Annotated in this window: 24 protein-coding genes; 10 read left to right on the plus strand and 14 right to left on the minus strand. The window is 36.1% G+C overall.

Going from position 1 to position 23,469, the window contains the following annotated elements; genetic code table 11:
- The first annotated feature begins 13 nt into the window (after positions 1–13).
- The 4 genes from C8J95_RS03035 to C8J95_RS03050 all read left to right on the plus strand — a co-directional run bounded on the left by C8J95_RS03035 (position 14) and on the right by C8J95_RS03050 (position 2,598).
- On the plus strand, positions 14–592 hold the full coding sequence (locus tag C8J95_RS03035) for an LUD domain-containing protein (RefSeq protein ID WP_107807553.1): 579 nt from the start codon (positions 14–16) through the stop codon (positions 590–592).
- A gap of 11 nt (positions 593–603) precedes the next feature.
- Positions 604–1,476 (plus strand): phosphatidate cytidylyltransferase, encoded by an 873-nt coding sequence (locus C8J95_RS03040; protein WP_059322747.1) that lies wholly within the window; start codon positions 604–606, stop codon positions 1,474–1,476.
- A complete protein-coding gene (locus C8J95_RS03045; RefSeq protein ID WP_059322746.1) occupies positions 1,477–2,139 on the plus strand; it encodes a phosphatidylserine decarboxylase family protein in 663 nt (220 codons plus the stop codon).
- Between the two features lie 78 nt (positions 2,140–2,217).
- Complete coding sequence (locus tag C8J95_RS03050) at positions 2,218–2,598, plus strand: OsmC family protein (RefSeq protein WP_107807554.1); 381 nt, start codon at positions 2,218–2,220, stop codon at positions 2,596–2,598.
- Between the two features lie 88 nt (positions 2,599–2,686).
- On the opposite strand, the gene C8J95_RS03055 is transcribed toward C8J95_RS03050, so the two are convergent.
- A complete protein-coding gene (locus C8J95_RS03055; RefSeq protein WP_107807555.1) occupies positions 2,687–4,498 on the minus strand; it encodes an ABC transporter ATP-binding protein in 1,812 nt (603 codons plus the stop codon).
- 109 nt (positions 4,499–4,607) lie between these two features.
- Entirely contained in the window at positions 4,608–4,997 is a 390-nt protein-coding gene (locus tag C8J95_RS03060; RefSeq protein ID WP_107807556.1) for a DUF4293 family protein, read from the minus strand.
- Positions 4,998–5,165: 168 nt separating this feature from the next.
- Between C8J95_RS03060 and rho the strand changes: the two genes are divergently transcribed.
- The 5 genes from rho to C8J95_RS03080 all read left to right on the plus strand — a co-directional run bounded on the left by rho (position 5,166) and on the right by C8J95_RS03080 (position 9,117).
- Positions 5,166–6,953: a transcription termination factor Rho gene (rho, locus tag C8J95_RS03065; RefSeq protein WP_107807557.1), complete on the plus strand. Its 1,788-nt coding sequence runs from the start codon at positions 5,166–5,168 to the stop codon at positions 6,951–6,953.
- A gap of 2 nt (positions 6,954–6,955) precedes the next feature.
- A complete protein-coding gene (locus C8J95_RS03070) occupies positions 6,956–7,438 on the plus strand; it encodes a hypothetical protein (RefSeq protein ID WP_107807558.1) in 483 nt (160 codons plus the stop codon).
- A 168-nt stretch (positions 7,439–7,606) separates the two neighbouring features.
- Positions 7,607–8,197: an RNA polymerase sigma factor gene (locus C8J95_RS03075; protein WP_107807559.1), complete on the plus strand. Its 591-nt coding sequence runs from the start codon at positions 7,607–7,609 to the stop codon at positions 8,195–8,197.
- 50 nt (positions 8,198–8,247) lie between these two features.
- On the plus strand, positions 8,248–8,382 hold the full coding sequence (locus tag C8J95_RS18910; protein WP_255365527.1) for a hypothetical protein: 135 nt from the start codon (positions 8,248–8,250) through the stop codon (positions 8,380–8,382).
- A gap of 39 nt (positions 8,383–8,421) precedes the next feature.
- Positions 8,422–9,117, plus strand: coding sequence for a YjjG family noncanonical pyrimidine nucleotidase (locus C8J95_RS03080; RefSeq protein WP_107807560.1), 696 nt, complete (start codon positions 8,422–8,424; stop codon positions 9,115–9,117).
- Between the two features lie 154 nt (positions 9,118–9,271).
- Here C8J95_RS03080 and C8J95_RS03085 read toward each other — a convergent pair whose 3' ends face one another.
- The 4 genes from C8J95_RS03085 to C8J95_RS03100 form a co-directional block, all read right to left on the minus strand.
- Entirely contained in the window at positions 9,272–10,195 is a 924-nt protein-coding gene (locus tag C8J95_RS03085) for a carbohydrate kinase (RefSeq protein WP_107807561.1), read from the minus strand.
- A 95-nt stretch (positions 10,196–10,290) separates the two neighbouring features.
- Positions 10,291–11,022 (minus strand): hypothetical protein, encoded by a 732-nt coding sequence (locus C8J95_RS03090; RefSeq protein WP_107807562.1) that lies wholly within the window; start codon positions 11,020–11,022, stop codon positions 10,291–10,293.
- 14 nt (positions 11,023–11,036) lie between these two features.
- On the minus strand, positions 11,037–12,362 hold the full coding sequence (locus C8J95_RS03095) for an MFS transporter (protein ID WP_107807563.1): 1,326 nt from the start codon (positions 12,360–12,362) through the stop codon (positions 11,037–11,039).
- Positions 12,363–12,366: 4 nt separating this feature from the next.
- On the minus strand, positions 12,367–13,821 hold the full coding sequence (locus C8J95_RS03100) for a mannitol dehydrogenase family protein (protein WP_107807564.1): 1,455 nt from the start codon (positions 13,819–13,821) through the stop codon (positions 12,367–12,369).
- A 166-nt stretch (positions 13,822–13,987) separates the two neighbouring features.
- Between C8J95_RS03100 and C8J95_RS03105 the strand changes: the two genes are divergently transcribed.
- The gene (locus C8J95_RS03105) at positions 13,988–14,998 is read left to right on the plus strand and encodes a LacI family DNA-binding transcriptional regulator (protein WP_107807565.1); all 1,011 of its coding nucleotides are present in this window, start codon (positions 13,988–13,990) and stop codon (positions 14,996–14,998) included.
- A 49-nt stretch (positions 14,999–15,047) separates the two neighbouring features.
- Here the strand turns inward: C8J95_RS03105 and trpS are convergent, their stop codons facing one another.
- The 8 genes from trpS to C8J95_RS03145 all read right to left on the minus strand — a co-directional run bounded on the left by trpS (position 15,048) and on the right by C8J95_RS03145 (position 23,463).
- On the minus strand, positions 15,048–16,013 hold the full coding sequence (gene trpS / locus C8J95_RS03110) for a tryptophan--tRNA ligase (protein ID WP_107807566.1): 966 nt from the start codon (positions 16,011–16,013) through the stop codon (positions 15,048–15,050).
- An 80-nt stretch (positions 16,014–16,093) separates the two neighbouring features.
- Positions 16,094–16,771 (minus strand): hypothetical protein, encoded by a 678-nt coding sequence (locus tag C8J95_RS03115; protein ID WP_107807567.1) that lies wholly within the window; start codon positions 16,769–16,771, stop codon positions 16,094–16,096.
- A gap of 2 nt (positions 16,772–16,773) precedes the next feature.
- Positions 16,774–17,631, minus strand: a complete 858-nt coding sequence (gene rfbD, locus C8J95_RS03120; protein WP_107807568.1) for a dTDP-4-dehydrorhamnose reductase — start codon at positions 17,629–17,631, stop codon at positions 16,774–16,776.
- Positions 17,616–18,107 carry a thioesterase family protein gene (locus tag C8J95_RS03125; protein ID WP_107807569.1) on the minus strand — a complete coding sequence of 164 codons (492 nt, stop codon included), beginning with the start codon at positions 18,105–18,107 and terminating at the stop codon, positions 17,616–17,618. The genes rfbD and C8J95_RS03125 overlap by 16 nt, the downstream gene beginning before the upstream one ends.
- Before the next feature lie 73 nt (positions 18,108–18,180).
- The gene (locus C8J95_RS03130) at positions 18,181–18,666 is read right to left on the minus strand and encodes an OmpH family outer membrane protein (RefSeq protein WP_107807570.1); all 486 of its coding nucleotides are present in this window, start codon (positions 18,664–18,666) and stop codon (positions 18,181–18,183) included.
- A 72-nt stretch (positions 18,667–18,738) separates the two neighbouring features.
- Positions 18,739–21,264 carry an outer membrane protein assembly factor gene (locus tag C8J95_RS03135; protein ID WP_107807571.1) on the minus strand — a complete coding sequence of 842 codons (2,526 nt, stop codon included), beginning with the start codon at positions 21,262–21,264 and terminating at the stop codon, positions 18,739–18,741.
- A 28-nt stretch (positions 21,265–21,292) separates the two neighbouring features.
- The gene (locus C8J95_RS03140) at positions 21,293–22,048 is read right to left on the minus strand and encodes an isoprenyl transferase (RefSeq protein ID WP_107807572.1); all 756 of its coding nucleotides are present in this window, start codon (positions 22,046–22,048) and stop codon (positions 21,293–21,295) included.
- A gap of 335 nt (positions 22,049–22,383) precedes the next feature.
- Positions 22,384–23,463 (minus strand): formimidoylglutamase, encoded by a 1,080-nt coding sequence (locus tag C8J95_RS03145; protein WP_107807573.1) that lies wholly within the window; start codon positions 23,461–23,463, stop codon positions 22,384–22,386.
- Positions 23,464–23,469: the final 6 nt, after the last annotated feature.

The following is a 23,469-nucleotide window of genomic DNA, read 5'->3' on the forward strand; positions in this document are numbered from 1 at the left end:
AAAAATATTCAGATTGAGCATTTTTAAAAAAATTGTTAATAAACTGTTTAATAAAGACGAAGAGGAGGAAATAACTTCTGTTCGTCTGGGGGATCAACTGAAAAATGCTGATCTCGACTATAAATTTGCTCAACTTTTCACACATTCAGGAGGTTATTTTAACTATTGTGCGGACGAAGCAGAGGCTCTTCAAGCTTTGAATAGTATACTCAAACTTGAACAGGTAAAATCTGTTTTCTGCTGCGACGAAGACTTACAAAACTTCCTGAATGTTGTAAAAGTTCCTTACACCGAAAGTCTGGAACTTATAAATGATACTGCCTTTATTTCATGCGAATATCTTATCGCTTTCGATGGTAGAATCATGTTGTCTTATAACAATATCAGACATTTCCCTTCATCTTCATTACCCGAGAAGATCATTATTATAGCAAACGTCTCTCAGATTGTTGCTAACCTCAACGACGCTATGATGAAAGTTAAGCGCAGAGGAACCCTGAAAAATCTTACATCAATTAGTGGAAATATTTCCAAATTAGATTCTCCTAACTCGGATAATACTAAACTTTTCTTACTTTTGCTGGAAGATTAAAAGGCATCACTTTGGATAAAAATCTCATACAGCGTCTTATTTCAGGACTGATATACGGATTGGTTATTTTTCTGTGTACAACCCATTACGGCTCCACACTTATTTTAAAAACATTTTCAGTATCTGTTAATCAGTCTTATCTGTATTACGGATTGATGACTTTTTTTGTAGTCGTTGGCGTTTATGAATGTGTAAAGATTACAAAATTAAAATCCTGGTTATGGATTCTTATAACCGTTATTCTTGGCGGATATATCTATTACAGATTTTCTTATAAATTTTTCTATCAGTATTTCTATCTAGGAATTAACATGATGGATATTTTTGGCATTATACTTATGGCATTGGCCATGATTACTATTTTCAAGTTTCCGCAGGAAATTAAAAATGATAATGGTAAAATGATCTTTACCATCCTGTATGTAACAATTCCTTTTGGCTTCGCACTTGGATTACCGGATTTTTTACCTTATGATACCCACTTTAGCTGGGAAGCTTTCATGCTGTTTGTCCTGATCTGGAGTAGCGATTCTTTTGCATATTTTGCTGGTAGATTGTTTGGGAAGCATAAAATGGCGCCAACGATCAGCCCTAAAAAAACATGGGAAGGTTTTGCCGGTGGTGTTGTATGTACAGTGATTTTAGGCTATTTTATTGAATATAAATTCCCTGAAATGAAAGGAAACTGGATGGTGGTTGGACTTTTAGTTGCTATCTTTGCACCGTTGGGAGATTTGGTAGAGTCACAGCTCAAAAGAACTTTCAATGTAAAAGATTCGGGAAATATAATCCCGGGACACGGAGGTGTATTGGACAGGCTGGACAGCTTTATACTTTGCGCTCCTGTCGTTTATGTTTATTTTATGATTTTAACAAGGTTTTAGATGAAATTTCACAAAGAAGGTAAAGGTACTTTACTTACGGTTTTATTAGCCATTATTATTATTTCAGGAGTTAGTATCTACTTTCTGGAGATGTGGTCATTGCTTATTATTATACCATTATTGGTATTGTATGGTTTTGTAATGTGGTTCTTCAGAAATCCTGAAAGAAATATTCTGGATCAGGTGGATAACGTTATTGCTCCGGTAGATGGTAAAGTAGTAATGATAAAGAAGGTTTTCGAAGGAGAGGTTCTTCAGCAGGAATGTCTGCAGATTTCAATCTTTATGTCACCACTTAACGTACACGTTTGTCGTTATCCGGTTACAGGGGAGGTAACGTATAAAAAATACCATAAAGGTAAATATCTGGTTGCATGGCATGAGAAATCCTCTGAGCTTAATGAAAGAACAACTATGGCAGTTAAAACTTTAACGGGGGCCAATGTTGTATTCAGACAAATTGCAGGATATGTGGCTAGACGTATCGTATTCTATCCGGAAATCGGAGATTCTGCAAAAGCCGGTCATGAATATGGTTTTATTAAATTCGGGTCCAGAATGGACGTTTTTCTGCCTTTGGATACAGAAGTGATCTGTAAAATAGGAGATATTACAAAAGGAGGTATAGACATTATTGCAAAGCTTCCTACAGAAAATAAATAAATCTTCGTTAGCAAGATTAGAATAATAAAAAAACAGGTCCCGTTTTCAGGACCTGTTTTTTTGTTGTATTTTTAACTCATGGCAAAAGCATTAATTTCACAACAGAACTATTATACAGATGTTGAATTAGATTCTTACAGAGTTCACGTAGATGAACCTAAGAATGTCGGAGGTCAGAATCTTGGCCCAAAACCAACAGAACTTTTAGATGCAGCACTGGCTTCATGTACGGCAATTACACTAAAGATGTATGCAGACCGTAAGCAATGGGAACTTGGTGACCTGTATGTGGAAGCCAAGAGAATAATAAACACAAAAGGAGAAAGCACTTTCAGAATAAGCTTGTCAACAAATGTTGAGCTTAGCGACGAACAGAAAGATAAGCTTCTGGAAATAGCAGATAAATGCCCTGTGCACAAAATGCTGGACCAGAATGAAATGAAAACTTTTTGGATTTAAGAAAGAACAACTTATGTTAAATATAAAGGCACCAAAGAAATTTCTTTGGTGCCTTATAAAATATTTTTAGTTTTTTGTCAGATCCTGATTAATCAAAGTTCTGAAGATCTACTAATTTGCGGTATACGCTATTATTTTCCATCAGATTATGGTGGGTGCCCTGCTCAACGATAACTCCTCTTTCCATCACAACGATCCAGTCTGCTTTCTGAATTGTCGATAGTCTGTGGGCAATCACCAGAGAAGTTCTGTTCTCCATCATTTTTTCCAAAGCTTCTTGTACAAATCGTTCGGACTCTGTATCCAGAGCCGATGTAGCCTCATCCAGAATCATAATTGGTGGATTCTTCAATACAGCACGGGCAATTGAAACTCTTTGTTTTTGACCACCGGATAGCTTGTTACCATCGTCTCCAATATTAGTTTCATAACCATCAGGAAGGTTTTCTATAAACTGGTGTGCATTAGCAATTTTTGCCGCTTCAATAATTTCTTCACGGGTGGCATTTTCTTTACCCATGGCAATATTGTTATAGATGGTGTCATTGAATAATACTGATTCCTGAGTTACCATACCCAGAATAGAGCGGTATTCCTTTAATTTCAGATCTTTAATGTTGTTGCCGTCTACTGTTATGGCACCTTCAGTTACATCATAGAAACGAGCCAGGAGGTTGGCAATTGTTGTTTTTCCGCTACCACTTTGTCCTACCAGAGCAACAGTACTCCCTTTTGGAATACTAAGATTAAAGTTTTTCAGAATCAGATTCTCCTTGTTATAATAGAAGCCTACATTTTTGAACTCAATACGATCTTTCAGCTCAGAAACCGGAATAGGATTCGCTATTTCGTCAACTTTAACGTCGGCATCCAATATGTCCATTACTCTTACAAGTGAAGCTTCACCTTTTTGGATATTGGATATAGATGTTGCTAAACTCTTTGCAGGGGGTAAGATCTGAAAGAACATACCCAGGAAAACTAAGAAGTCCTGTGGCTGCATATTCTTATTTACCAAAATCTGATAACCTCCGTACCATGTAATAATAAGGAAAGTAATAGCTCCTAAGAATTCACTCATAGGAGAGGCTAGCTCTCTTTTTCTGCCAAGGCTGATGGAGTGGTTGATCCATTTGGTCATAGAACCGGTAAAACGATTATCCAGTAACTTATCAGCATTGAAAATCTTGATAATCTTTGCCGACTTCAATGTTTCGTCTACGATGGAGAAAACATTCCCTAGTTCATTCTGAGCTTTATGAGAATCCTTTTTCAGACTTTTCCCTATAAGAGAAATTAATGTTCCCATTACAGGTAATACCAATAAACTGAAAAGTGTTAATTGTGGATTCAAAAAGAATAATGATGCCAATGTACCTATAAGCATAAACGGTGAGTTTACAAGGTCTACAAGGCTTCCCAGAATATTATTTTCTACTTCGCCAACATCATTAGACATTCTGGACATAAGATCTCCTTTTCTTTGCTCCGAAAAGAAAGAAACAGGAAGCGTAAGAATCTTTCTGTACATAGATCCTCTAAGATCTTTTGTTACTCCAACGCGGTAGAAGATCAGGAGGTAAGCTCCAAGATAACGGACAATATTTCTCAGGAAGAAAGCAACACCGGTAATAATACAAAGCCAAAGCAATACATTTAAACTGCCATGCTTTTCTATTTCATTATTAATAAAAGTATAAAGCGTTCTTTTAAGGTTGTCAGAAAAACCATCTCCTTTTATTTCCTGCTTCTCTGTGCCGAAGAGTATTCCCAGTACAGGTAAGAGTGTTCCGATGGATGCTATTTGAAGAAGAGAGTATAAAATATTGAAAAATAAACTCCCGTAAATATATTTTTGGTGTGGTTTAGCAAATTTTAGAATCCTAAAGTATAAGTTCATCAATTTTTAGATTAAGCTACAAATGTAGTGCATTTACATTTACTATACAGCATACATGAAAAAACCGTCCCTCTCAGGACGGTTCTCACTCAAAAAAATCGTTGTAAGTCTACCGGAATCTGTCTACAGATTTTACAAGTTTCTCATCTTTTTTAATGTAGATGTTTGCTATAATCAAACCTACAATTGCGATGAGCGGAAATGTTAACTCAATACCCTTCTCAGGAAAACTAATTCCTCCGGGTAATTTTAGTAGCCAGTAAGCCAATAAGCCGATCAACAAGGCGTTTATGAAAATGCTGATATTATTCAGCAAGATTTGTCTTTTTCTGTTTTTATAACTGAAAATGCTTAGCAAAGAGATTAATATCAATATGACTGTTGCAATAGTTATAACAGGAGTTGTTCCTAATACGTCTACATCCTGCCCTGTATAAAATAAAAAAACAGCGGCTAATACAGCAAGAAACATCCAGACAGTTTGTATTCTTTGAAGCATTTATGCAATTAATTTATGCAAAAGTAATAATATTTTTTTGGTTTTTATAAAAAATGTGTAGATTTGCATTACACAGAATCGCAAAATGGACATTATCAATCTGATAGGTTCACTCTCATAAAGATTTTAAATTACAATTTTATACCTTACATACATTATTAATTTCATATGTTTGACATTGAAAGTCTAAAGTCAAAATCGGATACCGAATTGACGAAAATCTCAAAAGATTTAGGTATTGGTGTGAAGAAAACTTCCGATATTAACGAAAAAATTTACGCTATATTGGATTTTCAGGCATCCAACCCTCAAACGATTAAGGATTACCTCGGACCACAGGATAAAGGAAATGATGCCGGAAATGAAGAAGCCGCGCAACCTAAGAAAAGAGGAAGGAAGCCTGCTGCCAAAGCTGAAGTTGTAAAAACTCCAGAGGAACCGGCTAAGCCTGAAACGCCTGTAAAGGAAGTTAGAAAGAAGGCCGAGACTACTAAAGCTGAAGTTCCTGTAGAGGAGGCTGCTAAAGTTACCGAGGAAACTAGTCAGCCAGAAAAAAAGCAAAGAAGAAGAGTTACAAAAACTCAACCGCCTGTAGAGGCAAAAACAACACCGGAAGAAACTGCTCCGGAAGCTTCAGAACCTGTTGAAGTTGTGGTACCTACCAAAAAAGAAACACAAGCTGTTCCTCAGCAAAAAAATAACAACCAGAACAATAACAACAACAACAACAATAACAACAACAATAATAATAATCAGAATCAGAACAGACAACATCACCATAATCAGAATAGAAATAATGGCGATGCAAAACATTCTGAACCACAGAAGAAGGAATATAGCTTCGATGGTATTGTAACTGTGGAAGGTGTTCTGGAAATTTTACCAGATAATTATGGATTCCTTAGATCTTCAGACTTTAGCTATATATCGTCTCCTGATGATGTATATGTATCTACAAGTCAGATTAAGAACTACGGATTAAAAACTGGTGATACAGTAAAAGGTATTGTTCGTTTACCTAAAGAAGGAGAGAAATATTTCTCTTTGCAACGTCCTACAGAAGTTAACGGAAGGGATCTTGCTTATATTAAGGACAGAGTAGCTTTCGAATTTTTAACACCACTTTTCCCACAGGAGAAATTTAACCTGGCAGGAAAAAATGCAACATTATCAACAAGAATTGTAGATCTTTTTGCACCAATTGGTAAAGGCCAGCGTGCGATGATCGTAGCACAGCCTAAAACTGGTAAAACAATGTTGTTGAAGGATATCGCCAATAGTATTTCTGCAAATCACCCGGAAGCTTATATGATGGTCTTATTGATCGACGAAAGACCGGAAGAAGTTACGGATATGCAGAGAAGTGTAAATGCAGAAGTTATTGCATCTACATTCGACGAAGCTGCTGATAAGCACGTAAAAGTTGCCAACCTGGTATTGTCCAAAGCACAGAGACTTGTAGAATGTGGGCACGATGTAGTAATTCTTCTGGATTCTATTACGCGTTTGGCCAGAGCTTACAATACAGTAACTCCTGCATCCGGTAAAATACTTTCTGGTGGTGTTGATGCTAATGCATTGCACAAGCCAAAGAGATTCTTTGGTGCAGCGAGAAAAATTGAAGGTGGCGGTTCTTTAACTATTATTGCAACTGCACTAATTGATACAGGTTCTAAAATGGACGAAGTGATCTTTGAAGAATTCAAAGGAACTGGTAACATGGAACTTCAATTAGACAGAAAGATTGCGAACAAGCGTATTTATCCTGCTGTAGACCTTATCTCTTCCAGTACACGTAGAGATGATCTGTTACTCGACGAAGTAACTCAGCAAAGAATGTGGATTATGCGTAAGTACCTTGCCGATATGAATCCTGTAGAAGCAATGGAGTTTGTAAAAAAACACATGCAGTCTACCGTAAATAATGAAGAGTTCTTAATGTCCATGAACAAATAGTCATGAAGATTTTTCTTAAAATATTACCTGCGTTTTTGTTGCTACTTTCAGTAGCAGCAAAAGCCCAGATAACAGTGCACCCAATGGTACATGCCGGATATGTTTATCAGAACCAAAGCTTTGGAGAAGTAGGTGGGCGTCTATTATTTTTAACCAATGACGATACTCTTTTCAGAGTTGGGGCAGCCGCAATGATGGGTGAGACTAATGGTAAGTTTGCTGTTATGCCAAAAGTACAGGCAGATATTTTACTAAACTTCGAAAAGAATGTAGATATTTTTCACTCATGGTACCTTCTTCTTGGTGCAGAAAGTACGAACAAGTACATTGCACCAAAAGCAGGATTTAGCCTTTTCGGGATTATAGATCTTACCGGAGGTTATGCCTTTAATTATGGAGATGCTACTTTAAACGGGAAACAGTTGAAAGGCTTTAATTTTAATCTGACTTTTAATATTCCTTTAGTAGCTTTATCTAAAAAATAGCACGATTTCTTTTATTAAAAGTTGGTGCTATTAAATAATTTTATAATTTAGCAGTTCAAACAGACAAATAATATTACTATAAGCAGAACATTTACTTTAAAACAATGAGTCGAAGAGATAGCAAATTAATTTTGCTACTGCTTCTCGGCATTTTAAAGTAAATGAATAATGAAGACACTGCCAGATAGTAAACTTATTGCTGATTTTCAAAAAGGAAATGAAGCTGCTTTGGAAATCCTCTTAAAGCGTCACCAGCGCGAAATTTTCACTTTTATTTTTTACAAATTAGGGGACGAAGACCTTGCCAACGATATTTTTCAGGATACGTTCATGAAAATTATTATCACCTTGAAAGATGGGCGTTATAAAGATGAAGGTAAATTCTCATTATGGGCCAAACGTATTGCCCATAATTTGGTTATAGATCACTACCGGGGAAAAGCAAAGAACTTCAAAATATCTGAATCTTCTTATGATAATGATGAGTTTTCTATTTTCGATATTATAAAGGAGCCTGATGCAAATATAGAAGATAGACTTATCCAGATTCAGATTAATGATGATTTGTATAAAATGATAGAATGTCTCCCGGAAAATCAAAGAGAGGTATTGGAACTCCGTTTCTTTAAAGAATTAAGTTTTAAAGAAATTGCCGAGCACACCAATTCCAGTATTAATACGACATTGGGAAGGGTCCGTTATGCTCTTATTAATCTGCGGAAAATGGCAGATGAACATCAAATTATTCTTACGAAATAATAAATTGGAAATCGTTGCGTTATATAGATATAACAACGAAACGATTTTCTATGAAACAACTCGACTCTTTAGGAATGGCTAAATTAAAGCCAAGAAAGTCTACAATAGATTTTCTATTAAGCTATTCCAAAAATATTAAAGTAGTGAATACACGTACTATAAAAGTTGTATTTTCTAAAAACTAACTAGCAATTTTCTTTAAATTTGTGTCTGAATTTTACAATATGAAATTTAGACACATTTTTTTTGACCTAGACAATACTTTGTGGGACCACCGCAAGAACGCATACTTAACACTTAAGGACCTTTTCAACCGTAAAGAAATAAATAATATTTACGGAATAGACTTTGAAGAATTTCATCACAAATATGATGAAATTAATGAGAGATTATGGGAACAGATAAGAGATGGTGAAATCGATAAGGAATATCTAAGAAAGCACCGCTTCTATGATGCTTTCTTGTTCTTTGGTGTAGACGATGCCGAACTTGCAGAACATTTTGAAGTAAACTTTCTGGATGAAATTGTAGAATACAACGAACTTGTAGATGGAACAAAGGAAGTATTAGATTACCTTAAAGATAAAAACTACAATATCCACATTATATCGAATGGATTCTATGATGTTACTCACCGCAAAATAAACGGATCGGGTCTTACTCCTTATTTTGAAACGATAACAAGTGCAGATGATGTAGGGGTAAGAAAGCCAAATCCAAAAATATTTGAGTACGCATTAGGAAAAGCGAACGCTCAGAAAGAAGAAAGTATCCTGATAGGAGACGATTGGATTGCTGATGTAAAAGGCTCACAGGGATTTGGTATGGATGTTATTTTCTTTGATGCTTTGAAAGAAGATAAGCAGGAAGAAAAACTAAAATCTGTAAAAAACCTTTTGGATATAAAAAGTTTCCTGTAAGCGGAGTGCATACTTCAATTAATTAGAAATAGGATAATTACCCTTTCTCTAGAAATTAAGCATTACTTTAATATATAAACGTCATAGACTTCCGAAGCCTATGACGTTTTTCTTTAATTTCTTTTATAAATTATTAATAATCTCTGTCAAAGATTTACAGAGGAAGTGCAGAAACCTGATGCTGGTCTCTGAATGTTGTAAACTCATGTAATGAATATTCCGGGCAGGCGCCTTCCTGTGCTGTGATAAAAGCTCCCAATGCAACCGCCTGATGCATAATTTGGTGAGCTGAGGTGCCTATTTCTAAACGTTTGGACAAGAAACCGGCAAGGAAAGAATCTCCGCTACCTACGGTATCTTTTACTTCAACAGATACAGTTGGATACAAATAGAGGTCATCTCCATTGGCATATAATGCTCCTTTGCTGCCTTTAGAAATAATTATTTCCTTCATGGCAAATACATCCTGAAGGTATTGTATACTGTCTTTTTCGGTAACATAATCTTTACCCATAAAATTCAACATCATACGAAGCTCCGCTTTGTTGAATTTTGCCAGCTGGGTTCTGTGCAACAAGTCTTTAATCAAATATATATCGTAATAAGGGGGACGTAGGTTAATATCAAATACATTATAATTACTGGCTTCTGTTAATTCGAACAATGTATTTTTAGATTTTTCATTTCTGGCGGCCAATGTTCCGAATACCAATGCATCAGTTTCTGCCAGAAGGTTTAGGTCTGCAGGTCTTGTTTCAATATAATCCCAGGCTACATGCTGGACGATATCATACTGTGCATCATTATTTTCGTCTATGCTTGCTATAACAGTACTGGTTGGATATTGATTAGTTACCTGAATTCCGTTAACAGATATGTTCCAGCCTTGTATTTTTTCCAGTAGTTCATTCCCTAAATCATCATTTCCAACACCACTAATCATATGGGCTTCTACACCCATTCTGGAAAGATGATAAGCAACATTAAACGGAGCTCCTCCAATTCTTCGTTGACCTCCCGGAAATATATCCCATAGCACTTCGCCATAGCAGGCAATTTTTATTTTGTTTTCTTTCATTGTAATTATTTAATAACCTGTTTTATCTTCTTCAGCAGGATCTATAGTTTTCATTTTTTATTAAAATTAATATATTTCTTTTTACAGATGTAATATTAAAAAGAATATACTTGGGCTGAGAACTGCAGAAGTGCACGATTATCTACAGGATTCCACATGCCCCATAAACCCAAGGGGATTTTATAGCTGCCAATTGTCAGTGGCTTTGATATCATAAGGCTGATTTCGTTGAAACCTGCCTTCTTCGAAAAGAAATTATTATGTTCTCCGGGATTGTTTAGTGCAAAGCTATAACCAATTCTTCCACGTACTTCCAGATCATCCTTTTTGTATACAGGATATTCTGCAAAAACAAAAGTAGAATACTTATTATGGGTATTTTCTTTATTTCTGTCCCTTCCGGAGATTACAGTGTTCCAGCTTAGAATCAATGGGATACGATCGCTGATAGTGTAATAAGATCTGAAATCTATAAAGCGCCCAGTCTCCTTGGCATTGTAATTAAAAAACTCTTTATTGTTATAGGTAGCGTTAGGGGAGAAGTTGTAAATATCCCAAAACTCTAGGGTCAGATGCTTGTTTTTGTATCCAATATAGTTGTTGAATTCTTTATAATCGCCATTAGCTGTGCCACCAGCCCAAAAACCACCGTAAAAATTTTTATAATCCAAATGGATATCTCCGGTATATACAAGGCCTGACGCTACTTCTATACCTCTCCATAAATGATTATTGCGAAGCTGTAAAGCAGAATGTATTTCCTGTGCATATAGTAATATGTTCCCTGTGATCATTGAAAAAATGATCAGTAATTTAAATCGATACATAGTGTGACTGGTTTTTAGTTTGACTGAATAATATCTTTAGGCCTGATGCGGGAACCGAAAAGTGCATAGGAAAGCATGAGTAATTCACATATAACAGTGAGACCCCATGTCCATCTCCACGAACCGAATATATCAGCAAGACCGCCTTGTATCAATGTGAATACGGCACCTCCGAAAACAGCAGATATGAATACGCCGGAAGCTTTTGAAGTATATTTCCCCAATCCTTTTATTGCTAGAGAGAAAATACAACTCCACATGGTGGAATGTAACAGCCCAATAGCTACCAGATACCACAGATTTTGGGTAAGCATAGATATAATGGCCAGTATAGTTGCCAGTATTGTGGTTACGGTGAGCTGTGCACGGGCAGAAACCTTACTGAAGAAGCTGGAAATAGCCCTGCCGACTAAAAAACCACCCCAGTATAGCGTAGATAATAAAGCATGTATACCCAGATCCATTCCACCAATGATAATATCACTTTTTCCAAAGAATGTCATCGGATGCCCGGATTCAGCAAGTTCGAATGCATGCAGATTAATATTTGCTCCTATGGCTACTTCTGTTCCTACATAAAAGAATATAGCTATTACACCCAGTGCAAAATGCCTAAAGGACCAGATGCTTCTTTCCAGCTTTTCACCTGTTACGGCACGTGTATTGGCAATGTCCGGAAGATGAAGTTTCTTAGTAATTAAAGTTACAATAAGAACGGATGTTATTAGTATTACCAAAGGCAGTATCAGCTGTCGGATCTCGATATTTGCAATGGAAATGCCACTGAACATAACAACTGTTACAAAAAATGGAGCTGAGGTAGTACCAATGGAGTTGATCGCAGTTAAAATATTTAAACGCTGTACAGGTTGCGTTCCTGGTAGCTCATAAGCCGCAGCATATGGATTGACAACAACCTGTATAATAGCGGCTGAAGTTCCCATAAGATATGAGCCAATAACAAAAATTATAAAACCATAAGGTAATGCTGCATTACCAAAATGTATTGCCAGGTGTGGATACTGATAACCAAACCATGAGGAACAGAGATACATACATAAACCAGACATCATAAATAGTAAACCTCGAAGAATGGTGTTTTTATAACCATAAGCATTAACCCATTTACTCCCCAGAGTACCGTTGAGCAAATAGCCCAGAAAGAAAAAAAATGAAATGAGAGTTGTAAAGGTATTTTTCAAGCTTCCGGCTTCTGCAAGAAATGTAAATTTTAATGGAGCCTGTAATTGTTCGTTTACTGTAGTAAGAAAACCCACAATAAAATAAATGAAGGTAATAATTGCAAAGGGCAATAGACTATTACGATGTTTAGTTTCCATAATTTTATGAGCTTATCTTAGGTTGAACAATAATGGTTTGTAACACTGGCTTGATCCCTTCGTTTTTAATTCTTTCTGTAAAGGATATATATAATGTGGTAAAAGTGCTTACAGTATCAAGGTTGATGCTTTTGAAAGCAGAAATATTCAAAAAGTCAAGAAGATTATCGCTGGAGATGAGTTCCTGATCTTCTGGAGTGATCCAGGGTTCTGCAATCTCGTAAGATAGACCATTGTCATCTACTTTGTACTTCAGGTAATGTCGGTAAGCAGCAAAAAGGAATGCTATTCTTGAAAGATCCTGCTCATGGTTAATCATCTTAATCAGATTAGGCATTATATAAACAGGGAATTTAGAGATGCCATCAGAGCATAATCTGCTGATCTGGTCACTTACAGAACTATTGGCAAATCTTTCTATTAAAGTTTGTTTGTATTCATCCAAATCTACACCTTCCGGGGCCGGAATATGAGGTGTAATATCAATATCCATAAAACTGCGGATAAAGCTTACAATATCTTTGTCATGCATTGCTTCGTCTACTTTGCGGTATCCGGCTAAAAATGAAGGATAGGATAGCAGAGTATGAGAGGCATTAAGCAGACTCAGCTTCATATTTTCGTAAGCAGTTACATCTTTTGTGAAAGTAACTCCAACTCTTTCCCAGGCAGGTCTTCCGGCAATAAAATTGTCTTCTATTACCCATTGGACAAAATCTTCACAGTATACCGGTGCTTTATCAGCTATACCACTTTTTTCGTTCAGTTTTTTCACATCTTCTATTGTTGTTACAGGTGTTATTCTGTCAACCATACTGTTTGGGAATGTTACATTTTGCTGAACCCATTTTGCTAAATCTTTATCCTGAGTTTCAATAAATGTGGAAAATACATTTCGGGCAGTATTGCCGTTATGCTGTAGGTTGTCACAGGAGAGAATGGTAATACTGCCATTACCTTTAGATTTTCGCAGACGAAGACCTTCGGCAATAAAACCGAAAACAGTAGTCGGAAATTCAGGATTCTTCAAGTCATGTTGTATACTTTCATTATCCAGTATAAACTCGTTTGTCGCTTTGTCCAGATTATAACCACCTTCAGTGATTGTTAGTGTAATAATTCTGGTGCTGCTGTCAGCTATTTTATTCAATAAATCCTTTGGAGCTTTTACTGCCCAGATGAGATCATTTATAGCTCCGATTTTATAAACTTCGTCGTTGCCGTCTCTTCCACATATGGTTAAGGTATACTCCAGATCCTGTGATTTTAGATTAGTGACAATTTTCTCATCCGAGGGCAATAAGCAGGCACCGCATATACCCCAGGAATATTGGTCTTCATCTTTTAACAACTGATTTGTATAGAATGCCTGATGGGCACGATGAAAGTTTCCAACACCGATATGTAAAATGCCCGTTTGAATAGCTTTTCGATTGTAATAATAATCTGATACTTTCATAATTACATTGATTTTTTTAACTTAAGTATCTCAAGTTTAGAACAATAAGTTTATTGCTAAATCATTTGTACTTAAAAAAAGTATATGGGAACGTTCCCAAAATTCAGGGAACGTTCCCGGGAATAATTGTTTTTATTATTTTTGAATAAAATGTAATCACTACTTTATGAAACGTATCACTATTAAAGACTTGTCTAAACATCTTTCGATATCTAAATCCACGATATCCAGGGCTTTAATGAATGATAAGAACGTTCATCCGGAAACAAGAGAAAAGATCTTGGCAGCAGCTCAAGAATTAGGGTATAAGCCCAATCCTGCAGCACTTAACCTTAGATATGGACAATCTAAAAGTATTGGTTTTGTTGTTCCGGAGATGACAACTCCGTTTTCATCGAAAGTGCTTCGTGGTATTCAGAACATTTTATATCCGTTCGGCTACAGGGTTATTATTACACAGTCGGATGAAAATCCTTTAATTGAAAGAAAAAATCTTCTTTTACTGGAAGAGTTTAATGTAGATGGAATTATTATTAATCCATGTCATGAAAATTATAATAAGGATATATACCAACAAATCATAGAGCGGGGAACACCAGTGGTCTTTTTTGACAGAATTCCTGATAATTCTCTGGATGCTTCTAAAGTAATGGTAAACGATCAGCTTAAAGCTTCTTTGATGACAGAACATTTGGTAAGTACCGGAAGAAAAAGAATTGTTCATATTACTGGACCGGATACTATACGGAATGCTGCTGAAAGAATTTCCGGTTATAAACGGATCCTGACCAAGTACAATATTTTCGATCCAGAATTGCTCATAAAACCTGAAGGAATGATGTTTGAGCACGGACGGAATGCGGCCAAACAGTTATTGGACAGAGAAATTAAATTTGACAGTATTTTTGCTTTTACAGATACATTGGCTATTGGAGCGATGAACTATCTGCTGGAACAAGGGATGAAGATTCCTGATGATGTTGCTGTTGCCAGTTTTTCGGGAACAGAACTGGCGACAATTGTATATCCACAGCTAACCAGTGTGGAGCAGCCATTAACAGAAATGGGAGAGGTGGCAGCAGGGTTAATTCTGGATAGAATAAAAGATAATTCAGCGCTAAGCAGAACTGTTATGATGGATGCTGAATTAGTTTACAGAGCTTCAACAGGTAAATAAAAAACTCACAAGTAAAACTTGTGAGTTTTTTATTCTTTTTATAGGTATGTTAATACCCTAAAGCTTTTCTTGCTTTATCCAGTGTTGTGCGGGCAATAACTCTTGCTTTTGCAGCACCTTGCTGAAGTTTTTCTTCCAGTTCATCCAGGTGGGACAAATAGTAACTGAAAAGTTCTCTTTCTTTTGCAAAACGTTCCAGAATTAGATTTAGAAGCTCTGTTTTAGCGTGTCCATACCCAAAGTTTCCGGCAAGATATTTCTGACGTAGTGCTTCGGTTTGCTCCGGAGTAGCAATAAGAGCATAGATTGTAAATGTCTTATCCGTTTCAGGATCTTTTGGTTCTTCCAGACTTTTACTATCTGTTTCAATAGACATCACCTGCTTTTTTAGTTCTTTTTCTGGCAGGAAGATGTTGATGATGTTTCCTCTGGACTTACTCATTTTGTGACCGTCGGTTCCGGGAACATACTTAGTGCTTTCCTGAATTTCTGCGCCAGGTAGTACAAATACTTCTCCCATTTGTCTGTTGAACTTCTCTGCAACATCTCTTGTAATTTCAAGATGTTGTAACTGGTCTTTACCTACTGGTACAACTTCGGCATCATATAATAATATGTCTGCTGCCATCAGAATAGGATAGTTGAACAGACCCGCATTTACATCCTGAAGTCTGTCTGCTTTATCTTTAAAAGAGTGAGCTAATGTTAATCTCTGGAAAGGGAAAAAGCAATCCAGATACCATGTTAATTCACATGTTTCAGGAATATCACTTTGTCTGTAAAAGATTGTTTTTTCAGTATCTAAACCACAAGCAAGCCACGCAGCTGCAATCTCGTAAGTGTTTTGTCTTAGCTGTGCTGCATCTTTTATCTGCGTTAATGTGTGCAAATTGGCAATGAAAAATAACGAATCATTTTCGGGTTTTTTTGCCAATTCGATAGCAGGAATAATGGCTCCTAAAAGGTTTCCCAAGTGGGGCGTTCCTGTTGCTTGTATTCCGGTTAGAATTCTCATATATTTATATTATAAATTAAGATTTATATCTCTTGATATGCAAATTTACAGGGTTTTAGTGCGATAAGAAAATTTATTTGCTACTTTATTTCCTGATAAATAGTGGTAAGAAACATCCCGTAAGATTTTTCCAGTCGTATAATGTCTCCTGATTTCAGGTTAATTCCTGCCTGTCCATATGGATTAGACTTTACTTTGAAACCTGAAACCTGGAAGTAATTGGTGTTTTCTTTATCCGAAGCAGTAAGTTTTATGGAAGACCCAAGAAACTTTAATGTAGAAATGGTATAGATCTCTCCGGGATTTAATTTGATCTTTTTAAAAGAACGTTCCGGGAGTGTTATTTTCTCCTGGTTTACACCAATCTTTTGAGAAGTTGTCGGGCTGCCGATAAGGAAAGCAATATTGTTTTCTTCTTTCTCAGCAGACTCAGAAGGTAGATAATAAACACTCAGGAAATAGTGGTTTGGATCAAAAGGTTCCAGTTTTCCGTCTATAGTTTCAATAGGTCTTAGCTTAAATGCATTTGCACCCATTTTTTTTGCTCTGGAATAGATATTACTAAACATCAATGCATCATCATTGCTAAAACCTCCTATTTCGATTTCACCTAGATATTCTGCCTTGCTGATATCTTCAATTTTATAAAGATGTTTGTCTTTATTTTCATAAATGTTAGCCATCTTAGAGATGGTAACTGATTGTGCTCCTATTATTGTAAAAGAAAGGAGAGAGAATATAAAAAGAAACTGCTTCATAATTATTTCTGTAAGATATTAATACACTCTTCAAGGCTATTCTCCCAATACTCCGGAGTTATTTTATAATCCTGTTCAATTTTGTCTAAACACATAGTACTTCTTTCTGGTCTTTTTGCAGGTGTTGGATACTCAGCAGTGGTCAAAGGTTTTAGTTTTATAGAAGAACCTGATAATTCTGCAATTTTAGAGGCAAAATCATACCATGTAGTCTCACCGTAGTTGGAGAAGTGATAAATTCCGAAGATCTTTTTTGGAGTACTTATAATAGCCATAATAGCTTCTGCAAGATCGGCAGCATTAGTTGGCTGTCCGTACTGATCTGCAACAATCCCTAATTCATCTTTAGTACTAAAAAGATGAAGCATGGTCTTTACAAAATTTTTATTAAACTCTGAATAAAGCCAGGAAGTACGAAGGATGATGGTATTAGGATTAGCTTCCAATGCCAAAATTTCACCCTCTCTTTTGGAGTTTCCATATACCCCAATAGGATCAGTAAAGTCATCTTCTGTATAAGCAAGATTTGTTATACCATCGAATACGTAATCTGTTGATACATGTATGAAAACAGCATTGTTATCTGCTGATGCTTTTGCCAGGTTTTCTACACCATAAGCATTAACTGCATATGCTTTTTCTTTTTCAGTTTCTGCAAGGTCAACAGCTGTATACGCAGAAGCGTTGACACAATATTGTGGCTGAAAATTTTCAAAGACTTTTTTCACAGAATCTTCATTTGTTATATCTAATTCAGAAGATGAGGTGAATAAGAATTCATAATTAGAATATTGCTCCTCTAATTTTTTCAGACAATTTCCAAGCTGGCCGTTTCCGCCTGTTACTAAGATTTTCTCCATTGTTTATTTTCTTTTCTTAAAGATTCTGTTCTTTGTTCGAATTGTTGCTCAGGAATTTCAACCCAAAAGTCTTTGAAAAACTCCATTAGTTCCGGAGAGTGGGGTAAAGATCTCCTTTCCTTCATGCTAAAATAAATAGCTGTTGTCCATAGTACAGCATGTATAGCTTCATTTTTTTCATCTCTCATCAAAATTTCCACTACAGAAGTTCTTTCTCCCAATTTTATAATTTTGCTGCTGATGTTTACAAGTGTATTTGGACGTACTTCTTTTAGATAAGCAATCTGATTCTGAATGGCTACCCATGTACAGCTTGTAAGGCGGATATGCTCTTCATAAGTGAAGCCATAAGTTTCTACCACGTGATCTTCACGGGCATTAAGCATATAATCCAGATATTTTACATTATTAAGATGGCCTATGGGGTCGCAATCGTTAAAGCGTATTTTGGTTTGTGTAGTTGTTTCTCCTTTCATAAATTTTTATCAGTTACAAAAATAAAAAAACCACCGCAAAGGGTGGTTTTATTTATGATACTTTAAGAGCTTATTAAAGACCTAATTGCTTTTTGATATCAGCAGTTACATCAACACCTCCTTTGTATACTAAACCTTGACCGTTAGCATCAAATACGTATTCTAAACCTTTAGCTTTAGCTACAGCGCTAATAGCGTCATTAAGTTTTTTATCGATAGGAGCATAAAGAGTTTCTTGCTTGTCAGCTACATCTTTTTGTGCAGCCTGACCCATTTTTTGGATGTTATCTCCTTCTTTTTGTAATTCTGCCTCTTTAGCAGCATCTTGTTTACCTGCTTTTTGGTATACTTGTACTTTCTCTTGGAAAGCTTGTTGTAATTTACCAAGCTCAGCTTGCTTCATTTTCCCAAGAGCTTCAAGTTGTTCGTTAGCCTTTTTCATTTCTGGCATTGCTGTAAGAATTCCAGCAATATCAGCGTGAGCTAATTTCTGAGCTTTTATAACAGTGAAAGACACCATCATTAATACCGCCGCGAATAATACACTTAATCTTTTCATAGTATAATCTAAAATTTAATTTGTTTTTAATTTAATTCCTTGTTTTTTATCAAAAACTATACCTAAATAGTTTTACAGTTGTTGGTTCATTAAGAAGTGAGTCTTCCATCCGTTTGGCTGAGTTCCTCCGATTGTTTTATCGAATCCGTAAGCGAAGTCAAATCCAATAAGACCAAACGCTCCCATATAAACTCTGATACCTATACCGGCAGATCTCTTCAACTGGAATGGGTTGTAATTTCCCCATCCTTGCCATGTATTACCACCTTCCAGGAAGGTTAATGCATAAATCTTCGCTGTTTGTGACATAGAGATTGGGTATCTTAACTCGAAGTTAATACGGTTATAGATTGTACCCCCTCCGTATGGTGTAATATCCTGATTAGTACCTCCGGTAGAAGATGCATCTTCATAACCACGAAGTGGAATAAGTTCACGTCCATCGAAACGTCCGTTAAATAGTCCTACACCACCCATATAGAATCTTTCGAATGGTGGTGCTCCAAGTTGTTTGTTATAACCATCCAGGAATCCCATTTCGATAGAACTTCTTAGAACTAATTTACCAATAATTTGGTTATAAGAATCAGCTTTTAATTTAATTTTATAGAATTCCAACCATCTGTACTTACTAATAGCTGACATATTGCTATAATCCTTCTTTGCGAATAAAGAATATGGCGGCGTAAGCTTCGCTGAAATTTCAAAGTCAGAACCAGACGTTTTAAAGAATGGGTCCGGACCTGCTGCATTTCTGGAGATACCTATGTTAACAGCAAAGTTGTTCGCTTCCCCATTGTATAGCGTTTCAGTACCAAACTGGAACGGATAATTGTTAAATTCATATCGCTGGTATGATAAACCAGTGTATAAAGAGAAGTAATCATCCGGCCAACGAAGTAGTCTGTTCAGACCCGCATTAGCAGAGAATATATTCAACTTCTGAGCAGCACCATACTGGTCTGTATATTTAACTCTGGAATAGTTGAAACCAACTGATAATGCTGTAGGTTTTGTACCAAATAACCAAGGTTCCGTAAAGGAGACACTATAGTTTTGGAAGTACTGACCTGCCTGTGCCTGTAATGAAAGGATTTGTCCGTCACCCTGAGGAACTGGTCTGAAGTCTTTCAATCTCAAGAAATTTTTCAAAGAGAAGTTGTTGAACGTAAGACCTAAGGTTCCGATGAAAGAGTTACCACCATAACCTGCCTGAACCTGAACCTGCGAAGATCCTTTCTCTACCACAGTCCAGTGAATATCTGCTGTATTGTCTACTGAATTTGGCTTAATATCCTGTCCGATTTGCTGAGGGTCGAAGTAAGACATCCCTGCAAGATCGAAATAAGTTCTTTTAATATTTGCTTTAGAGAATAAATCTCCAGGACGCGTTCTTAATGATCTTAAGATAACATGGTCATGTGTTGTAACGTTTCCGCCCCATGTTACACGATTCCACGTTGCTTTTGTACCTTCATGGATACGAACTTCCATACTAATGGTATCGTTCTTAATAGATTTCTCTACTGCATTTACATTAGAGAAAAGGTAACCACTATCCATATAAGATGAAGCGATATCGGAATTATCTTCTTTACCTCCTTCTTCACCTACTTTTTTCTTGAAACCTACAGAATCGTAGATATCACCTTTTTTGTAACCAAGAAGTTTTGTCAAAGCTTCAGTTGAGAATACTGTATTTCCTACGAATGTAATATCCCCAATATAGTATTTTTTACCCTCATCTACTTTTACTTTGATGTTGTAGCCTTTAGTATTACGCGAAACAGAATCTGATACGACTCTCATATCTCTAAATCCTAAAGAGTTGTAATAGTCTACAAGAGTTTTCTTGTCTTCCTCATATTTATCTTTGATGAATTTCGAAGGCTTAAGTAGACCAAGAAGGAATCTCTTTTGTTTCGTGTTTTTAAAACCGTTTTTACGAAGTTTAGATGAAGAAACACTGTTGTTCCCTTCAAAATCTATACGGTCTATTTTAACACGTTTTCCTTTATCTACATTAATGGTCCAGTCGATAAGGCTAGGATCTTTTGCATTGATTTTATCTTCAATGGTGATCTTAGCATCTGGGAATCCTTTTGTAATGTATTGCTGAGGTACATTATGTTTTAGGTTAGTAACCAGGTTCTCGGTAATTTTCATACCAGGTTTCAGGTTATTATCCTTAATAAGTTTTTCGTTTTTAGATTTCTTGATCCCCTTTCCGGTAAATTTTACTTCACCAAGTTCTTTTAAATCCTGAAGAGAGAATTTTAAGACAATATTTTGCCCTTCAATGCTCTGTACATATACTTCAACCTCCGAAAAATATTGGCTATCCCAAAGTTTTTTGATAGCTGTACTCAGTCTTTGTCCGGGAATTTCAACAGATTCACCTTTCACAAGACCTGTAAAGCGTAAAATTTGCTCAGGTGTGTATTTTTTAACACCATCTACTACAATATCTTTCAGAACATAAGTGCCCTCATGTTGAGCAACTGCTTCACTGTCCTGCTTCGTTTGCGGAGGTGTCACCTGCCCATAAAAATGAGCAGAAGCAATGAAAAGGAATATCGGTAACGATCTAAACTTCATTTTTAATGTATCTTTTCTTATATATACTCTAAGCTTTATCAGCTTCTATTTGTTCACTAGTTTTTCCATATCTGCGTTCCTTATCCTGATAATTAAGAATACAGTTGAAGAAATCATCCTTGGTAAAGTCTGGCCAGAAAATATCCAGGAATTGTAATTCTGCATAAGCAATCTGCCATAACAGGAAATTACTAATACGAATCTCTCCGCTTGTTCTTATCATAAGATCTACTGGAGGCATATCCTTTGTATAAAGATGGCTTTCGAATAATTGGTTATTGATGTCTTCAGGATTTATCTTTCCGTCTTTAGTATCTTTGGCAATAGATTTTACAGCATGAATAATTTCATCCTGAGATCCGTAGTTTAATGCTAGTACTAAAGTTCCGCCTTTGTTGTTTTCGGTCAGATTCATTACATTTTGTAATTGTTCTCTTACCATTTCTGGCATTTTGGAAACGTCGCCAATTACTTTCAGGCGTAATCCTTTTGTGTATATTTCATCCGCTTCATTTAATAATGTTTCCGAAAGAAGAGACATCAGAGTAGATACTTCATCTTCCGGGCGGTTCCAGTTTTCTGTGGAAAAGGTATATAGCGTTAAATAAGGAATGTGAATTTCGTTACAGGCATTAATGGCATTGCGTACAGATTGTATTGCACTGCGGTGTCCATAAGTCCTTTCCTCACCACGAGATTTAGCCCAACGACCATTACCATCCATAATAATGGCAACGTGTTTCGGCAGTTTTGTCATATCAATTTTCGACTTCAATTCTTCCATAACATTAATTGCGGTAGTCCTGTGGCTTTTGTATTGAGTGAATAACAGAATACTTTAGACTATTATAACCGGAAAATTGCGGCAGCAAAATTCTACCCGTTCCGGTAAGAGAACTGATAAAGGATAAAATAGAATATTGTGGTTGCTTCATTCTGTTATTTACTATTCCGTAGAATAATTATTTATAATATCAATGGTGCAAATATAAAACAAATTTATATTAGGAATATTCATAATGTTTAGTTAAATAATCCATTAATTTTCAGCAATTATTAACGTATTTTTAGAAAAAAAGCTTTTTCCAAGTAGAACATATTTTCCTAAATAACTTTGGTCTATTCTTCAAATCTTAGCAGCCTGTTATTAAGATGTCCGGCCTTTGCATTTTCAAAGTCAGATTTTGCACAGGGCAGACATTCTGCAATATTTGGGCTCTTCCCAAAATACCATAGATTACTAAAGGTATCGCGTTTAAAAGCAACCTCATGATCTCCGATCATAATCCAGAATGTTTCGTATTCTCTTTCTTTAGGATGGCTCCTCTGAATATTGATTCCCTCCAAAAGGTACCATATCATTTGTGCCAATAGTTGTTGGTTCAGATAGTTTTTAGAAGATGTCTGATAATTGAAGATACCTATGGATTTAAGGTTTTCAGACAAACCTGCTTCTTTCATATAGGCACAAATCTCTCTTCTGTTTAATCCGTTAACCTGTGGTTGGACTGAAAAAGGTTCAGCAATACTTTCTACAGCATTACAACTAATCGTAACCAGATCCGCTTTTCGGAAGTATGGTTCAATAGGTTCTGTAGAATTCATCATCTCAGCAAGTCTGATAATGTCAAAGTTTACTTCATTCATCAGCTTCACAGCATCATATTCACTAGAGTGCTTCTGGAAGCCAAGGTGATGGTATTTTCCTACGGGATTAGTTTCGGAGCTAAGAATCTTAGCCAAGAAATTCTTTTCTGTTAAGGTTTCATCAGAGTGGTCCAGGCTAAGCATATTATTGATCTGTACATAAGTCAGATTTTTATAAATATGATTAATGGCTGAGAATACAGAGTAAGATATATCATTAGAACCTCCTATAACAATTGGAAGAACATGCTTGCGTAAACAATACGTAAGAAGTTCCTGTAATGCAAAATGAGTGTTTTCAGGATTCTTACCGGAAATAAAATCTCCAAGATCTGCAATAGGAACTTCCCAATCATGTCGGGATAGCTGGTATAATTGCTTTCTTACTTCTGTGAAGTTTTTCGGAGTTGCTGTTCCGCCAGCTCCTCTTTCATCAGAACAGAAAATAAGAGCAATACCCCCTTCTTTGATTTCTGGTTTTATCATTGCTCCTAATTGCCACTTTTCAGTAGGGATACTAGGAGCAGGAATAAGAAGATCTTCAATATTCATGATTAA

The organism is Elizabethkingia sp. YR214, assembly GCF_003058195.1.
GTDB lineage: Bacteria > Bacteroidota > Bacteroidia > Flavobacteriales > Weeksellaceae > Elizabethkingia.

Excerpts from the sequence above, each read along its gene's own strand:
- C8J95_RS03045 (WP_059322746.1), top strand. The coding sequence starts at position 1,477 with ATGAAATTTCACAAAGAAGGTAAAGGTACTTTACTTACGGTTTTATTA.
- C8J95_RS03050 (WP_107807554.1), top strand. The coding sequence starts at position 2,218 with ATGGCAAAAGCATTAATTTCACAACAGAACTATTATACAGATGTTGAA.
- C8J95_RS03055 (WP_107807555.1), bottom strand. The coding sequence starts at position 4,498 with ATGAACTTATACTTTAGGATTCTAAAATTTGCTAAACCACACCAAAAA.
- C8J95_RS03060 (WP_107807556.1), bottom strand. The coding sequence starts at position 4,997 with ATGCTTCAAAGAATACAAACTGTCTGGATGTTTCTTGCTGTATTAGCC.
- rho (WP_107807557.1), top strand. The coding sequence starts at position 5,166 with ATGTTTGACATTGAAAGTCTAAAGTCAAAATCGGATACCGAATTGACG.
- C8J95_RS03070 (WP_107807558.1), top strand. The coding sequence starts at position 6,956 with ATGAAGATTTTTCTTAAAATATTACCTGCGTTTTTGTTGCTACTTTCA.
- C8J95_RS03075 (WP_107807559.1), top strand. The coding sequence starts at position 7,607 with ATGAAGACACTGCCAGATAGTAAACTTATTGCTGATTTTCAAAAAGGA.
- C8J95_RS18910 (WP_255365527.1), top strand. The coding sequence starts at position 8,248 with ATGAAACAACTCGACTCTTTAGGAATGGCTAAATTAAAGCCAAGAAAG.
- C8J95_RS03080 (WP_107807560.1), top strand. The coding sequence starts at position 8,422 with ATGAAATTTAGACACATTTTTTTTGACCTAGACAATACTTTGTGGGAC.
- C8J95_RS03085 (WP_107807561.1), bottom strand. The coding sequence starts at position 10,195 with ATGAAAGAAAACAAAATAAAAATTGCCTGCTATGGCGAAGTGCTATGG.
- C8J95_RS03090 (WP_107807562.1), bottom strand. The coding sequence starts at position 11,022 with ATGTATCGATTTAAATTACTGATCATTTTTTCAATGATCACAGGGAAC.
- C8J95_RS03095 (WP_107807563.1), bottom strand. The coding sequence starts at position 12,362 with ATGGAAACTAAACATCGTAATAGTCTATTGCCCTTTGCAATTATTACC.
- C8J95_RS03100 (WP_107807564.1), bottom strand. The coding sequence starts at position 13,821 with ATGAAAGTATCAGATTATTATTACAATCGAAAAGCTATTCAAACGGGC.
- C8J95_RS03105 (WP_107807565.1), top strand. The coding sequence starts at position 13,988 with ATGAAACGTATCACTATTAAAGACTTGTCTAAACATCTTTCGATATCT.
- trpS (WP_107807566.1), bottom strand. The coding sequence starts at position 16,013 with ATGAGAATTCTAACCGGAATACAAGCAACAGGAACGCCCCACTTGGGA.
- C8J95_RS03115 (WP_107807567.1), bottom strand. The coding sequence starts at position 16,771 with ATGAAGCAGTTTCTTTTTATATTCTCTCTCCTTTCTTTTACAATAATA.
- rfbD (WP_107807568.1), bottom strand. The coding sequence starts at position 17,631 with ATGGAGAAAATCTTAGTAACAGGCGGAAACGGCCAGCTTGGAAATTGT.
- C8J95_RS03125 (WP_107807569.1), bottom strand. The coding sequence starts at position 18,107 with ATGAAAGGAGAAACAACTACACAAACCAAAATACGCTTTAACGATTGC.
- C8J95_RS03130 (WP_107807570.1), bottom strand. The coding sequence starts at position 18,666 with ATGAAAAGATTAAGTGTATTATTCGCGGCGGTATTAATGATGGTGTCT.
- C8J95_RS03135 (WP_107807571.1), bottom strand. The coding sequence starts at position 21,264 with ATGAAGTTTAGATCGTTACCGATATTCCTTTTCATTGCTTCTGCTCAT.
- C8J95_RS03140 (WP_107807572.1), bottom strand. The coding sequence starts at position 22,048 with ATGGAAGAATTGAAGTCGAAAATTGATATGACAAAACTGCCGAAACAC.
- C8J95_RS03145 (WP_107807573.1), bottom strand. The coding sequence starts at position 23,463 with ATGAATATTGAAGATCTTCTTATTCCTGCTCCTAGTATCCCTACTGAA.